General features: G+C 40.9%; 13 protein-coding genes. 2 read left to right on the forward strand and 11 right to left on the reverse strand.

Going from position 1 to position 15412, the window contains the following annotated elements; genetic code table 11:
* Nucleotide 1: 1 nt before the first annotated feature.
* The 8 genes from EDD69_RS07965 to glcT form a co-directional block, all read right to left on the reverse strand.
* Nucleotides 2-868, reverse strand: coding sequence for an NAD(P)-dependent oxidoreductase (locus EDD69_RS07965; RefSeq protein WP_132948430.1), 867 nt, complete (start codon nt 866-868; stop codon nt 2-4).
* A 15-nt stretch (nt 869-883) separates the two neighbouring features.
* Nucleotides 884-1657 carry an SDR family oxidoreductase gene (locus tag EDD69_RS07970; RefSeq protein WP_132948431.1) on the reverse strand — a complete coding sequence of 258 codons (774 nt, stop codon included), beginning with the start codon at nt 1655-1657 and terminating at the stop codon, nt 884-886.
* A 123-nt stretch (nt 1658-1780) separates the two neighbouring features.
* Nucleotides 1781-2098, reverse strand: coding sequence for a hypothetical protein (locus tag EDD69_RS07975; protein WP_132948432.1), 318 nt, complete (start codon nt 2096-2098; stop codon nt 1781-1783).
* Between the two features lie 169 nt (nt 2099-2267).
* Nucleotides 2268-4247, reverse strand: a complete 1980-nt coding sequence (locus EDD69_RS07980) for a methyl-accepting chemotaxis protein (RefSeq protein WP_132948433.1) — start codon at nt 4245-4247, stop codon at nt 2268-2270.
* Nucleotides 4248-4399: 152 nt separating this feature from the next.
* Complete coding sequence (gene ptsP / locus EDD69_RS07985) at nt 4400-6118, reverse strand: phosphoenolpyruvate--protein phosphotransferase (RefSeq protein ID WP_132948543.1); 1719 nt, start codon at nt 6116-6118, stop codon at nt 4400-4402.
* A 2-nt stretch (nt 6119-6120) separates the two neighbouring features.
* Nucleotides 6121-6384: a phosphocarrier protein HPr gene (locus tag EDD69_RS07990; RefSeq protein WP_132948434.1), complete on the reverse strand. Its 264-nt coding sequence runs from the start codon at nt 6382-6384 to the stop codon at nt 6121-6123.
* Nucleotides 6385-6506: 122 nt separating this feature from the next.
* Nucleotides 6507-8525: a glucose-specific PTS transporter subunit IIBC gene (ptsG, locus tag EDD69_RS07995; protein ID WP_132948435.1), complete on the reverse strand. Its 2019-nt coding sequence runs from the start codon at nt 8523-8525 to the stop codon at nt 6507-6509.
* A 250-nt stretch (nt 8526-8775) separates the two neighbouring features.
* Complete coding sequence (gene glcT, locus EDD69_RS08000; protein WP_132948436.1) at nt 8776-9621, reverse strand: glucose PTS transporter transcription antiterminator GlcT; 846 nt, start codon at nt 9619-9621, stop codon at nt 8776-8778.
* 197 nt (nt 9622-9818) lie between these two features.
* On the opposite strand from glcT, the gene EDD69_RS08005 reads away from it, so the two are divergent.
* Complete coding sequence (locus tag EDD69_RS08005; RefSeq protein ID WP_132948437.1) at nt 9819-10610, forward strand: HAD family hydrolase; 792 nt, start codon at nt 9819-9821, stop codon at nt 10608-10610.
* Nucleotides 10611-10646: 36 nt separating this feature from the next.
* Here the strand turns inward: EDD69_RS08005 and EDD69_RS08010 are convergent, their stop codons facing one another.
* Entirely contained in the window at nt 10647-11657 is a 1011-nt protein-coding gene (locus EDD69_RS08010; protein WP_132948438.1) for a C40 family peptidase, read from the reverse strand.
* Between the two features lie 173 nt (nt 11658-11830).
* On the opposite strand from EDD69_RS08010, the gene EDD69_RS08015 reads away from it, so the two are divergent.
* On the forward strand, nt 11831-12589 hold the full coding sequence (locus EDD69_RS08015) for an alpha/beta fold hydrolase (protein ID WP_132948439.1): 759 nt from the start codon (nt 11831-11833) through the stop codon (nt 12587-12589).
* 117 nt (nt 12590-12706) lie between these two features.
* Here the strand turns inward: EDD69_RS08015 and EDD69_RS08020 are convergent, their stop codons facing one another.
* Together EDD69_RS08020 and EDD69_RS08025 are read right to left on the reverse strand one after the other, a co-directional pair.
* Nucleotides 12707-13855 carry a cation:proton antiporter gene (locus tag EDD69_RS08020; protein WP_132948440.1) on the reverse strand — a complete coding sequence of 383 codons (1149 nt, stop codon included), beginning with the start codon at nt 13853-13855 and terminating at the stop codon, nt 12707-12709.
* A 218-nt stretch (nt 13856-14073) separates the two neighbouring features.
* Entirely contained in the window at nt 14074-15375 is a 1302-nt protein-coding gene (locus EDD69_RS08025) for a globin-coupled sensor protein (protein WP_132948441.1), read from the reverse strand.
* Nucleotides 15376-15412: the final 37 nt, after the last annotated feature.

The following is a 15412-nucleotide window of genomic DNA, read 5'->3' on the forward strand; positions in this document are numbered from 1 at the left end:
TTTACCATTCCACATAAAGCTTATATAATGCTTGTGTTCCGCTTTTTTCTTCCCCGCGCTCAGCCAATTGTTCGTACAGTTTTTTCGCGAGCGCTAAACCAGGAAGATTTAATTGCAACGCTTCAGCTTCTGCCAACGCGATGCCCATATCTTTAATGAAATGCTTAACGTAAAAACCTGGCGAAAAGTCGCCCGCCAACATGCGCGGAGCCAAATGAGTAAGCGACCAGCTTCCTGCCGCGCCCGTAGAGATCGTCTCGAGCACACGTTTAGCATCCAATCCAGTGCGTTGCGCATAGGCTAGCGCTTCACACACGCCGATCATATTCGTTGCAATGGCGATTTGATTGCACATTTTTGTATGCTGCCCTGCACCCGCTTTTCCTTGCCATACAATGTTTGTACCCATGCATGAAAAAAGCGGATAGCACGCATGAAATGCTTCTTCATCGCCGCCAACCATAATGGTAAGTTTTCCTTCCCGTGCCCCAATATCACCACCCGATACAGGAGCATCAAGCGCAAATAAACTTCTTTCTTTTGCCGCTTCATAAATTTGAACAGCCAAAGAGGGTTTGGATGTCGTCATATCGATCAAGTACGTACCTTCTCGCGCATGAGCAATTAATCCGCTCGCACCAAAATACACCTCTTCCACATCATGCGGATCTCCAACCATTGTAATAACCGCATCCGCTTCTTTGGCAACGTCCGCAACGGTGTCTTTCCAAATCGCACCTTCTTGTAAAAGGTCCACCGCCTTCTCCTTCGTGCGCGTATAAACAAGAAGAGAATAGCCTGCTTTTAACAAATGGCGCGCCATGCTCTTTCCCATCACACCAAGGCCGATAAACCCGATGGTTCTCATTCACTGTTCTCCTTTCTAAATCGCTTTCACCATGCCGCCGTCCACTAAAAATGACTGCCCTGTCATATATGTATTGGCATCTGAAAGCAAAAATGTAACGACGTTCGCAAACTCTTCTGGCGTACCGTATCTGCCAAGCGGAATCATCGCTTTCATGCGCGCTTCCATCTCTTCTTTTGTGATGCCAAGTTTTTTTGCGTTTTGCTCATCTAAAAAAGCGACGCGCTCTGTCGCAATTCTGCCTGGAGCGACCGTATTAATTAAAATGCCGTACGGTGCTAATTCTTGGGCAAGCGTTTTTGTGAGCCCAACGATTCCCATTCGAAACGTATTGGAAAGAATAAGTCCTGGAATCGGCTCTTTAATGGACGAAGAAGCAATATTAATGATTTTACCTTTTGTCTTTTTTAAATGCGGCAATGCTTCACGAATCATGCGCACATAACTAAGTAAATTTAACTCAAACGCTTGTTGCCAGTTTTCGTCCGTTAATGTTGTAATCGTTCCTGGCGGCGGTCCTCCCGCATTATTCACTAAAAAATGAATGTTACCAAACATTTCGACCGTCTGATTAACAAGATGCTCGATCATTTCTTTTTTCGTTACATCGGTCACGACATAAGCCGCTCGCCCTTTAGAAAGCGCATTTAACTCTTCGACTGCTTTTCGTAATTTCTCTTCATTTCGACTTGCTAACATCACATTTGCTCCTTGAGACACAAGCTGACGAGCAATCGCTTTGCCAAGTCCTTGACTTGATGCAACGACAATCGCTGTTTTTCCTTTCATTTTCCTCTCTCCTTTCTTCCTTATTTATTCGCTAATGACCACTCGATTCCTTCTGCTTTATTTGTTCTTTCATTATTCCTTTTTTATTTACAATTTACCTCCCAAATAAAACAATCGTCAATCTCACTGGATTGACGATGAAGTAGAAATTTTCTTGCGAGTTTGATACGCGCTCACGAATAACGCGATCGATGTTAAGCCATGAAAGAGCCATCCAACCACAGGAATCCACGCAATCAAAGATGTGATCATTCCTAAAACACTGGATTTAAACGAATGTTTCGCTGCGACACAAATGATTAATGTCGTTAAATGAAGGAAAAACACGATCGTTAAAGGGAGATATCCGTTCCCTATAACGATTAATCCTCCAATGATCGGAATCGCTAAAATCAATTCAAACAATCCTGAAACCACTTTTGCCCATACGGATAATTTCATTTGACACCTCCTTGATTATTTCTGAATCGTAGTGTTATTATATGAGACAATTGAATAGAATTGCTTGTGCTCAAAAATACTGAAAGAAGAAAAATATGAATAGTGAATAAATCATTTCATCGAGCGATATTAGCGATAAAAAAAAATCGGGCATATGCGCCCGATTTTTTTAAAGTTGAAAGCGTTGAATGAGCTGCTGCAACGTTTTGCTCATGCTGTTTAGGCGTTCTACCGCCTCCGCCACCGTGCTTAGCGCTTTTAACTGCTCATCGGAAGAAGCGGATACTTCTTCAGCGGCAGCTGCTGATTGTTCAGAAATTGCTGCAAGGTTTTGCAATGCAGCCATCATTTGCTCTTTATTATTATTAACATCATGAATTTGTGTAAAAATGTTTTCAATCGCTTCTGCCAATTGTTCCATCATCGTTGCAATTTTCATAAAGGACTCAGCTGTTTCATGAACAGCCGCTTGTTGTTGATCGTTCATTGTTTTCGTTTTACTAACCGCTTCGGTTGCCATCGCTGCCTGCTGTTGAATGGACATAATTGTTTGGCGAATTTGTTCAGTCGCTTGCGCAGATTGTTCAGCTAACTTGCGCACTTCCTCGGCCACAACAGCAAATCCTTTTCCATGCTCCCCCGCGCGCGCCGCCTCGATGCTCGCATTAAGCGCAAGCAAGTTCGTTTGCGCGGAAATATCGGTAATGGTTTGAATAACGGCGTCAATTTTCTTCATTTTTTCGTCTAAATCATCGATGACCGCTTCAACAGAACGCAGTTCACTTTGCGCTTCAGTCGATTTCGATTGCAATACATTTAATTTCTCCAATCCTTCATAACTCGCTTCTTTCGTCTCAGACGATAATCCTTTCACACGCTCCGCTGACTGTGTGACCGTTTCCATTTTTTTTGATAAATCATTCATTTGGTTATTTATCTCATCTAAGTCGCTCGCTTGTTCGGAAACTCCTTTCGCAATATCATTCACGGCTGTCGTCACTTGTTCGCTCGTCGCCATCGTCTCTTCGGATACAGCATTTAAATGATTAGCTGCTTCCCCTAAATGCGAAACGGAACGATTGACTTCTCCGATAAGCGCGCGCATTTCTTTCACCATCTCATTAAAATGATGGGTCAGTTCACCCACTTCGTCGTTCGTTTTCTTTTCAACGGTCACCGTTAAATCTCCTGAAGCGACTTGTTGCACCCTTTGTTTCAAATGAATGATCGGCTTCACAATCGAACGAGCAACGAGATAAATCAACATCGAAGCGAGCAGTGTCACTATAATAACAATCGTCCATGATGTTTTAGCTATTTTCTTTAACGTTGCAAATAAATCTTGTTCTTTATAAATGGCAGCAACTTTCCAATTTAATTGCGGAATAGTCGCAAAGTAAAGCATCCGTCTTTCGCCATCAAACGTAAATTCATATGCTCCGTTTTCATTTTCAAACATTTTTTTTACGGTTGGATTATCTGACATATCTTTTCCTTTATACTGTGGATGAACAATGGCGACTTTGTTTTGGTCAAATACAACAGGATACCCTTTATAACCGACATCAAACTGCTCAATCATTTCAGTCAAGGCATTTAGTGATAAATCTATGCCGATGACCCCTAAAACTTGGCCATTTTCAACAATCGCTTTAGCCAACGTGACGATATAGTCCTTCGTCACCACATCAACATAAGACTCCGTCCAAATAACGTTGTCTGGATGTTGAATCGCTTTTTTATACCAAGGACGAGAAGTCGGATCATAATCAGGCGGAAAATCGGTAAATGGCGTTGCATACATCTTCCCTTTTGGCGTGCCGATATAAATGAGCTGCACTTTCGAATGAACCTTTAAAAACGTCTCGAATTGCCGATCGATGTCACTCCAAGCTTTGTCATTTCCTTCCTTTAAAAAGGTATGTAATAAATGCGACTGACTAAATTGTTTGAGCGCGTCTTCTTGACTATCAAAGCTATGTTCGACATCATCTACTAGATTGTTAACAAGCAATTCTGCGTTCGCTTTTGCATCTTTTTTTATTGTCGATGCCATTTGCATATAATTGACTGTTTGAGAAATCATTAATGCGCCAATGAGTAATAACCCCATTAATAACGTTAATTTTACTCTTAGTGAGCGAAACAATGTAGATCCTCCTTTTTTTGTCAAAGATGATCGATTATTGCCAAAGTTGCACGTTTATTATAAATTTTTTTGCTTTTACTTGTCTATCACTCAATTTATTTTTTTATCATTGAAAATTTTTACAAAAAAGGAGAACCGAAACTGGTTCTCCTTTAATTAAGATCAAATGTTTTTTTCACAAAATTAACGACTTCTTCCGCTGTACCCATCGCTAAAATTTGCTCTTTCAAACGAGATGCTTCTTGTTTCGAAAGTTTTTTCAACTGAGAACGAACGCGTAAAATTGACGTTGCGCTCATGCTAAACTCATCCAGACCGAACGCCAATAAAATCGGCACCGCAAGCTCTTCGCCCGCCATTTCGCCGCACATGCCGACCCATTTTCCTTCTTTGTGCGCTGCATCGATGACGTTGCTAATGAGTCGCAAAATCGCCGGGTTGTACGGTTGATACAAATAAGAGACGCGCTCATTCATCCGATCGGCAGCCATCGTATATTGAATTAAGTCATTGGTGCCGATGCTGAAGAAATCCACTTCTTTCGCAAATTGGTCAGCTAATACGGCGGCCGCTGGAATTTCCACCATCATTCCGACCTCAATGTCATCAGATACGGCAATCCCTTCAGCGATGAGCTTTTCTTTTTCTTCTAATAAAATTGCTTTCGCTTGACGGAATTCATCGAGCGTCGCAATCATCGGGAACATAATTTTTAAATTTCCATACACGCTCGCTCTAAGTAGCGCCCGCAATTGTGTACGGAACATGTCCTGCATATCTAAGCAAAGACGGATGGCACGGAAGCCTAGGAATGGATTCATTTCTTTCGGAAGATCTAAATAAGGGAGCTCTTTGTCGCCACCGATATCAAGAGTGCGCACAACAACCGGTTTTCCTTCCATGCGCTCTAAAACCGTTTTATATGCTTCAAACTGTTCTTCTTCTGTCGGCAATTGTTCGCGTCCCATGTATAAAAACTCTGTGCGGTATAAACCGATTCCTTCTGCCCCGTTGTTCAAAACTCCTTCAACATCGTTTGGCGTCCCAATATTTGCCGCCAATTCAACATGGTGGCCGTCGCTTGTCATAGTCGGCTCATTGACCAATTTCGCCCACTCTGCTTTTTGCGCAGCAAATTTGTCGCGTTTCTTTTCATATTCCGCAATCACTTCAGCAGATGGGTTGACGATCACTTCCCCATCTAATCCATCAATGATGACGATATCGCCATTTTGGATTTCGGCTGTTACCGCTTTTGTTCCAACGACAGCTGGAATTTCCATTGAGCGAGCCATAATCGCCGAATGAGAAGTTCGGCCGCCAATATCTGTTGTAAAACCTTTCACATATTTTCGATTCAATTGAGCTGTATCCGATGGTGTTAAATCTTCAGCAACAATAATGACTTCTTCGGAAATCATGCTCGGATTCGAAATCGTTACACCGAGCAAATGAGCAAGCACACGTTTTGTTACATCGCGAATATCCGCGGCGCGCTCTTTCATATACTCATTGTCCATCGCTTCAAACATCGCAACGAACATCGTCGCCACTTCATGAAGAGCGTACTCCGCATTTATTTGCTCATTTTCAATTTTTTCTTTCACGGCATTTAATAACTCTGGATCGCTTAAAACGAGAAGATGAGCAGAAAAGATGGCTGCTTTATCTTCTCCTAATTCTTTTAATGCATGAGCTTTAATCGCCTCTAATTCCTCTTTCGCTTTCGCGATCGCTGCTTCAAAACGTGCAACTTCTTCAGCAGGTTCTGCAATTGTTTTCTTTTCTACCGTTAAATCAGGATGTTCTAAGCGGTACGCCTTCGCAATGGCGATTCCACTCGATGCAGCAATACCTTGAATTCGTTTCATCATTATTGCGCTAAACCCTCTTTTGTTAAAGTTTCGGTTAAAGCATTCATTGCTTCTGCTGCATCGCTACCTTCCGCTGAAATTTTAATTTGCGCACCTTTCGGAATTCCTAAAGACATAACACCCATAATGGATTTTAAGTTTACCTTTTTGCCGTTATACTCTAAGCTAATTTCGCTATCAAATTTGCTAGCTGTTTGGACTAACATTGTTGCAGGACGAGCATGAATGCCAGATTCAGCTGTTACTGTAAATACTTTTTCCATCTTTTTCAATCCCCTTCTCATTTTATTTTAGTTTATTTGGAAACATAGGGGGATTCCCCCTATGTTTTTTTACTGAAAAACTCTCCTCTTTTCAAGCAACTTGCTCTTGAACATTATGTGAATTATTTTTTAATGACGACAATACGGTCTTCGCCTTTTGTTACTGTACCTGTTTTTTCAATGCTTACAGATTCTCCTGATTGTAAGTTTGTGAAAATAATTGGCGTAATAATTGAAGGAGCATGATTTTTCACATAGTCAAGGTCGACTTTTAAAAGCGGTTGTCCTTTTTTCACTTCGTCCCCTTGAGCGACAAGCGCTTCGAAGCCCTCTCCGTTCAATTTGACCGTGTCAATTCCAAAGTGAATTAACACTTCACGACCTGTTGTTGACTGAAGACCGATCGCATGTTTAGTTGGGAACACGTTTACGATTTTTCCGTCTACAGGTGAAACAACTGTTCCATCTGTCGGCATAATCGCAAAGCCGTCTCCCATCATTTTTTGTGAAAACACTTGATCTGGCACCTCAGAAAGTGGAAGCACTTCACCTGTTAATGGCGAAGCAATTGCTTCTGTTCCAGCTTCCACTTGAGGAGTTGATTCCTTTGGTTCCTCTTTTGCTTTTGCTGGAACGCGTCCTTCCATAATATCTTTAATTTGCGTTTTTAACGTGTCTGATTTCGGACCGAAAATCGCTTGAATGTTGTTGCCAACCTCAAGAACGCCCGCAGCACCTAACTCTTTTAAGCGGTCTTTATTCACATTTTTAATGTCATGAACAGATACACGTAAACGAGTAATGCACGCATCTAAATGAGCGATATTCTCTTTGCCACCAAGCGCAGCTAATACTTCATATGGAAGATCTCCCGCATCCGCTGCTGAAGTTGTATCTTCTGTCGCTTCTTCACGGCCCGGTGTCGCTAAATTCCATTTGCGGATCGCAAAGCGGAAACCGAAATAGTAAATCACCGCAAACACTAATCCAACAGGAATGACGAGCCACCAAGCTGTACGGTTCGGCAATACACCGAATAGCAAGTAGTCGATGACACCACCTGAGAATGTCATTCCGATTTTAACATTTAAAATATGCATAAGCATGAATGATAAACCAGCGAAAATTGTATGAATCGCAAACAATACCGGCGCAACGAATAAGAATGAGAACTCAATTGGTTCTGTAATTCCTGTTAAGAAAGATGTTAATGCCGCTGAAGCCATGATTCCGGCAACCACTTTCTTGTTTTCTGGACGCGCTTCATGATAAATCGCAAGCGCTGCTGCTGGAAGACCAAACATCATGAACGGGAATTTACCTGTCATGAACGTACCAGCTGTTAACTCTACACCATCTTTAATTTGCTCGAAGAAAATGCGTTGGTCACCGCGAACAACTTCACCTGCTTTATTGACATACTCGCCAAACTCAAACCAGAACGGCGAATAGAAAATATGGTGCAATCCGAACGGAATTAATGCGCGTTCAATAACACCGAAAATAAACGCTGCTAACGTTTTATTTGCATCAATCATATTGTGTGAGAATGCGTTTAATGCATGTTGAACAGGTGGCCATACCCATGTCATCACAATTCCAAGCACAAGCGCAGATACCGCTGTCACAATTGGGACGAAACGCTTTCCAGCAAAGAAACCTAAATAGGACGGCAATTCAATATTAAAGTATTTATTGTACATATAAGCTGCCAAAATACCGACGATAATACCGCCGAATACCCCTGTTTGTAGCGTTGGGATGCCGAGAACGTTTGCAAAAGAAGGATCCGTACCGATTTGATCAGCTGTTACCCCTAAAATAACGCTCATCGTAACGTTCATCACAAGATAGCCGATGATCGCTGCAAGACCAGCAACCCCTTCACCGCCAGCTAAACCGATCGCTACTCCAACCGCGAATAAAAGCGAAAGGTTTGCAAAGACAATTCCACCTGATTGCTCCATGACTTTCGCAACCATTTTGACCCAGCCAGCGTCTAATGCAGGAATTTTTTCAATAAGAGCTGGGTTTTGCAACGCGTTACCAAAAGCGAGTAAAATACCTGCTGCCGGTAAAATCGCAACTGGAAGCATGAGCGCTTTACCGACTTTTTGCAACGTACCAAATGCTTTTTTCATGTTAACCCCTCCTTCATACATGTAAGATTTGCAACAAACACCGTTTTCATGTATAGATGGTGGATGAAGTTTTACTCATCTGACGTCCGACAAGTGTAAGCATTTGCAAACAACTGAAAACAAAAAGGCATGAGCAAAGAAAGACAGAAATAGGGGATAACAGACGAAACAAATGTTCCGCCTTCCTACCTTTTTCGTCCTTCTTTACTCATGCCTGATCGAATCAGTAACACGTAAAGAATAAGACCGATTATTCACTTTTTTCGGAAAATCTTTGTAAATGCATCGTCAAATAAACAGCTTCTGCTTCATCCACCGGAAGCTGCAATGTTTGTTGCATAATCTTTATCAATTTCCACGACAAATTATAGCATATAGGATACGTTTCTTTCAAGATTTTCGACAATTTTTTTGGTTCTTCGACTTTTTCACCTTTTTTCACGCGTTCGATTGCATAGCGCAAATGACGAACAAAACGTAAATAGTGAATGCTGTTACGATCGATTTGAATCTGAAGTTGCTCTTCGACAACAGCGACTAATCGAGCAATCAATTGCGAATGCTGATTCACTTCGGAAAGGTGATGGTTGGTGAGTGCACTATGAATATGGAGCGCAATAAAGCCGATTTCTCCTTCTGGCAGTTTCGTCTCTAATCGCTCATTTAACATTTGAACAACTTCGGTGGCAATTTCATACTCGAGAGGATATAAACTTTTCGTTTCAATTAAAAACGGATTTTTTAAATCCATTCCTTGCTCTAAGCGCTTAAGCGCAAACAAAATATGGTCCGTCAACGCTACATGAATATGTTCGTTCAATGGACTGTTTGTCCGTTTGCGAATGTGATGAATGACATCGTTCATTATTTCAATAAACTCTTCATTAAGGTGAGGCAATAACTTTTTATATTCCTCTTGTTCGTGTTCATTTTTTAAGATGAACCATTTTTCAACCCCCTTTTGTTCAATGATATCTCCTTTCTTTTTGCCAAATCCGATGCCCTTTCCAATTAAAACAACTTCATCATACGTCGGATGCGAGGCAATCAAAACATTGTTGTTTAGTACTTTTTCAATGCGAAAGGACTGTTGCACAAGGCGTCCGCTCCTTTAACTAAAACGGTTACATTACTTTCAATGTTACGCAACGCTCTGAAGCGAGTCAATGGCAGAAAAAATAATTTTTCAAGACAAATTTGACTAATTTTTAAAAAAAGGACATTTTCGTTGCACAAAAGGAAATATTTCGTTAAACTTTTGTTCATCGACCATGAACGGAAGGAGCAAAGAGGATGATTAAATTAATTGTAAGCGATTTAGACGGAACGTTGCTTGGCTACGATCGGCGTGTAAAACAGGAAGATAAAGAAGCCGTTGAACGCGCCGTCAAAAGCGGAATTGATTTTGCCGTTGCTTCGGGACGAATGGATAACGAAATTTTAGAAGTATTAAAAGAATTGGGGCAAAAAGCACATCGAGTGAGCCAAAACGGTGCTTACATTTATACTAATGCTGATGTTCATCTCCATTCCGTCGCCTTTGAAACAAACGTAGCTCGTGAAATTTATAAAGAAGCGCGCAAACTCGAAGCGATTGTCATGGTATGCAATGAACATACCAATTTCGTTGAAAAGAAAACAGAGCATGTCGAGCAAATACGCGCACGCCTTTTCCATGATATTATCGAGGAGCCAAATATGTTAGAGGCCATCGGTACAACAATCATTCCGTCAAAAATTACCGTAATCGGTGAAGAAGAAGTTGTGCTTGCATTTCAGCAAAAAGTGAATGAACAATGGCAAGAACATGCGGATACATTCATTTCAGAGCCGCGTTGTCTCGACATTATGCCAAAGCATATCAGCAAAGGTAACGCCATTCGTTCATTAATTAAACATTTACATTTAAAAGAAGATGAAATTGCTTGCTTTGGCGACTCATTCAATGATATTCCGATGTTCCGCCTCACCCCTTATAGCTTTGTTATGTCGCATGCGCATCCAGATGTGCAAAAAGAGGCACGCTACGTCGTCCATTCTGTTCATGAAGCAATTGATATCATCTTGACGAAAATTAATGCATAAAAAAGGACGTCTCTTCCAATGAGACGTCCTTTTGTGTTAAAACACCCGAACCGCTTTGACCGCTCGCGGCGCCCAGTATGGCTTCATATTGCTAAACGCGACACCTGTGCTCGTCGCTGCATGAAGCAATGTTTCTGAATCAACGACAATCGATACATGGTTAATGATTCCGTCTCCATTTGTATCAAAGAAAATTAAATCTCCTGTGCGGATATCGGACAACGGAATTTCCGTTCCAATCATTGCTTGCTCGCGAGACGTTCTTGGAAGAGCAATTCCGTTTTCCTGATACACGCGATACGTAAACGAAGAACAATCAAACACATCCGTCCGCGTCACAGGCGCTCCAAATAAGTATTTCGCACCTAAATATTTTTTCCCTGTTTCAATAATCGCATTTGCTTTTTGTTGCCACGACATTGGAACGGTTAATACTTGTCCAACGCGAACGATATTCGGATTTGTAATGGCCGGGTTCATTGCCAATAGCTCATTTAATGTCAAGCCGAATTTTTTTGCAATTAACGAAAGACTATCACCTGATTGAACAATATACGTTCCGTTCCCGCTTGCTGTATTCTTTGGCTCTGTCGCAGAAATACGCTGCGACGACGAAGACGAACTTGAAACAGATGGAACTTTAATGACTTGTCCAACATAAATACGATGTTCATTCGTAATGGTTGGATTTAACTCTAGCAATCTTGTAACAGTCGTGTTAAATTTACGAGCAATCACAGATAACGAGTCCCCTGACTGGATTTTATACGTTGTCGTTGCAGCCGTCGGTTGAACAGCAGTGGCAGCCTTTGGCACACTAGAAGATAATGTTATTTTAGAATCTGGAAGCTGCAATACTTGTCCAACAAAAATCGTATCGCTCGTTAGTTTGTTATATGTTTTTAATTCACTAATGGACAATTGAAATGTTTTCGCAATTTTCCATAATGAATCGCCTGGTTTTACCGTATATTCAGCGGCAGAAGCTGCCTTCTCTCCTAAAAAGAGCGAAGTTAAAATCGTTCCAGCAACAATGGTCTTTTTCATGATGAAGAACCCCTTTTCTTTTTTTGAAACGCTTCTTCGTCCTTATCATACCATTATTCTTTTAATCTATTAACCCCCTACTTATACACTTTCTTTCCATTATATTACAAAAGAATAGCATGCGGGTCTTTTTTCACATACTATATGTACTAAATTCGTAGAGGGGTTGTTTTATGGCTTACATATATGTTGAAAAATTAGTTCCTTTGTACTATGAAGAAAAAGGATCAGGAACACCCATTGTATTTATTCACCCACCTGGAATGGGAAGCGTTACATTTCATCGTCAACATGCTCTTTCATCTTCGTTTCGCATCATTACGTATGATTTACGAGGAAACGGAAAAAGCGGAAAAGGAATAAAGAAAATCACAATGGATTTGCTGGCAAGCGATTTGCATCAACTATTGAATGAGCTGCAAATTGAGCGAGCCATTGTTTGTGGTTACTCAAACGGAGGCTCCATTGCTCAACATTTTGCTCTTTCTTATCCGCATCAAGTCGAAAAATTAATATTAATTGGGGGCTTTTCGGAAGTTTGCACCCATTTGCTTTACCTAGAATTTTTGCTCGGAATTTATACGGTCAAATATCGCAGCATTCCTTTGTTAGCAAAAGTGCTTGGAAAAGCTCACGGAAAAACAAAAGATGAGAAGAAAATGATTGAACATTACGCTCGATTATGCGATCAAGATCGCTTGTATGAAATGTATGTGGAAGGGCTTCATTACCGATCCACTCATCGGCTCTATGAGCTAAATATACCGATTTTGCTCATTTATGGCGCTCTTGACTATTATGTTCATGAGTATGGGCGCATTTTCCAAAAGCACGCTCACCATGTTGATATTGTTTATGTCGAAAATGCAAAGCATCAAATTCCAACGAAACACGCTGATGAATTAAATGCTATTATTCGCGCCTATCATTAAGAATCTTCATTTTTTCACATTTAGGCTCTTTTTTCATCAAAACAGGGTTCAGACTCAGTGTCTGAACCCTGTTTGTCTACAGTCTGAAACAACCGTCGGAAGTGACCGACGGTTGTTTTACGCTGCTTTTTCAACAGTTCCTTTCCCTTTAAAAATGAATTTCATTAACGGTGGCGTCACAATCGTCGTCACAAGGACAACAACGACAATGACCGCAAATAAGTCGCTCGAAATGAGTGCTTGATCCAAACCGATTCCCGCAATAATTAAAGCAACTTCCCCACGCGACACCATTCCTGCACCGACAGCGAGCGAGCTGCGCCAGCCAAATCCGCCAAGTTTAGCTCCTGCTGCACATCCGACTAGCTTCGTTAACACAGCTAAAACACTTAAACCAAAAATAAGCCAAATATGATCACCAATTCCAATAATTTCTACAGTCACCCCGATCGATGTAAAGAAAACAGGAACAAAAATGGAATAACTAATAGTCTCCACTTTTTCAAATACTTCATGTTTGTAATTGGTTAAGCTAACCGCTAAGCCAGCGATATAAGAACCGATAATGGCCGCAACCCCCGCATATTCAGCTAAGTAAGCGAAAAAGAAACAAATAATGAGCGCAGCCGAGATGACCGTCTCAGTCACACGAAGCGGTGCAAATTTTTTCAAAACAATCGGAACGACTTTCCAAGCTAATAAAACAGCAATTGCAAAGAATGCAACTTTCTTTAAAACCACTTGCGTAATATTCACATCTCCACCTGCAAAACTCATTAAAAACGCAAGCGCGATAATAACAAGAATGTCATCAATGACCGCAGCTCCCAAAATGGTCGCCCCTTCTTTTGATTTTAATTGATCCATTTCTTTTAACGCTTGAACAGAAATACTCACGCTTGTTGCTGATAGCAACAATCCGAGGAACATTGCTTGCATTGGCGATAAACCAATCGATATACCAGCTAAATAACCAAGCAACATCGGCATGGCAATTCCGAGCACACCGACATACGTAGCCGCTTTTCCTGATCGCTTAAATTCATCGATATCGGTTTCTAATCCAGCAATAAACATGAGCAAAATAACTCCGATTTGACTAATTTCTTTTAAAATGTCGGTATTGTCAACAATCCCTAGCACAGAAGGACCGAGTACGATTCCGATCAACAATTTCCCAAGAACGGCAGGTTGGCCAAGACGCACGCTAATATCTCCTGCTACCTTTGCGGCGAATAAAATCGCTGCCAATTCTAAAATAAGCATCTCTCACTCTCCTTTCCATTATTCAAAAACGAAATATGACCTTCATTAACTACGTTTATAGTGTGCAAAAAGTTTCAACTTCTATAAAAAAACACTTCCGATCATCTCCTCAAGGCAGATGATCGGAAGTGCTCATCTTCTTACATCCATTTTCACAAAAAAGCAATCATTCCCATCAAAAGAGCTAATTTTTTCTCTTGTTGATCAAAACGTTTCATTTACAGTTCCCCTGCCATTGCTTCGAGCTCCTCAGTCGAGGCCGAAACGTGGGAAATCGCTTCATGAATTTCAGATACAACGTTTACACATGTTTTCATTTCTTGGTCAATGCGCAAATTTTTTTCGCGAATGCGTTGTAGAGATGCCGCAAGCTCATCAAAAAATGCATTAATATCGCGCATATTGTTTGCGCCATTGGCCACTAAATGTGAAACAACCTGCAATGATTCAGAAATGTGATTAATTTTTTCATTAATCTCTGTCAAAATGTCCACAACATCTGATACAGACTGTTTTGTCTGAAAAGCAAGCTTTCGCACTTCGTCAGCAACGACAGCAAATCCTTTCCCATGCTCTCCCGCGCGCGCTGCTTCAATCGATGCATTTAAAGAAAGCATATTCGTTTGATCGGCGATGGCTGTAACCAGATTTGTAATGTTTTCAATTTTATTTGCTGATTGCTTTAAGTTTGTCATATCCGTTTGGATTTGCTTCATTTTCGTATCAATGTCGCACATCTCCATTAACTGGGATTGCAGCTGATCTTTTCCTTTTTCGGATTTGTGAGCACTCGTTTCAGCGATCGACGATGCCTCGTGCGCAAACGATAAAATTTCATTGGCTTGCATGTTCAAGGAAGAAACGGAAGCGCTTACTTCTTCCGAAACATTGCCGAGATTATAAATGGCCTCTTTTAATTGCTGTTTCATTTCATTTTTAATTCGCTCGATTTGTAGGCGCAGCTTTTCATTTTCCTTTTCATATTGCTCCAACACGAGTTGCTGTTCAAAATTTAACATTTTCGAAATGGATTTCATCACCGCAAATAAATGAGCCGGCTCATTGAAATATCGAGAGATGACAGCAAAAAGGGATTCAAATAAATGTTGGAACGAAGCGATATACCACTTCGGTTCAAGACCGATTCGCAAATGCGCCAGCGCAATTCGTCGTCTTTTTTCAATAAACGCTTCGTCGATTTTTCCATTAAACATTTCAATAACATGAATCGTTAATGTTTTTTTTAGCCGTTCAATCGAACTATGCGCTTCAATGATCTCAAGCATTTCGCTTTCTTTTTGCAACGCGCTATAAAATTGGTCGATAATATCATGAACATTTGCTTCTATGTAACGTTTCGCGGAAGCTAAAATGGCTAAATCCCGCTCGGTAAAATCAATGAGCGAAAGCTGTCTCTCGATCATTTCATGTCCGAAACGAATCGATTTGGCTTGTGTATTCAATACACGCTCAAATTGTTCGTCTACTTCTTCTCGTTTTTTTAATGCAAAAAACCGCATGATGTGTCCTCCTTAATTAGTAAAAACAACGTGGTTA

Source organism: Thermolongibacillus altinsuensis (assembly GCF_004341205.1).
Lineage (GTDB): Bacteria > Bacillota > Bacilli > Bacillales > Anoxybacillaceae > Thermolongibacillus > Thermolongibacillus altinsuensis.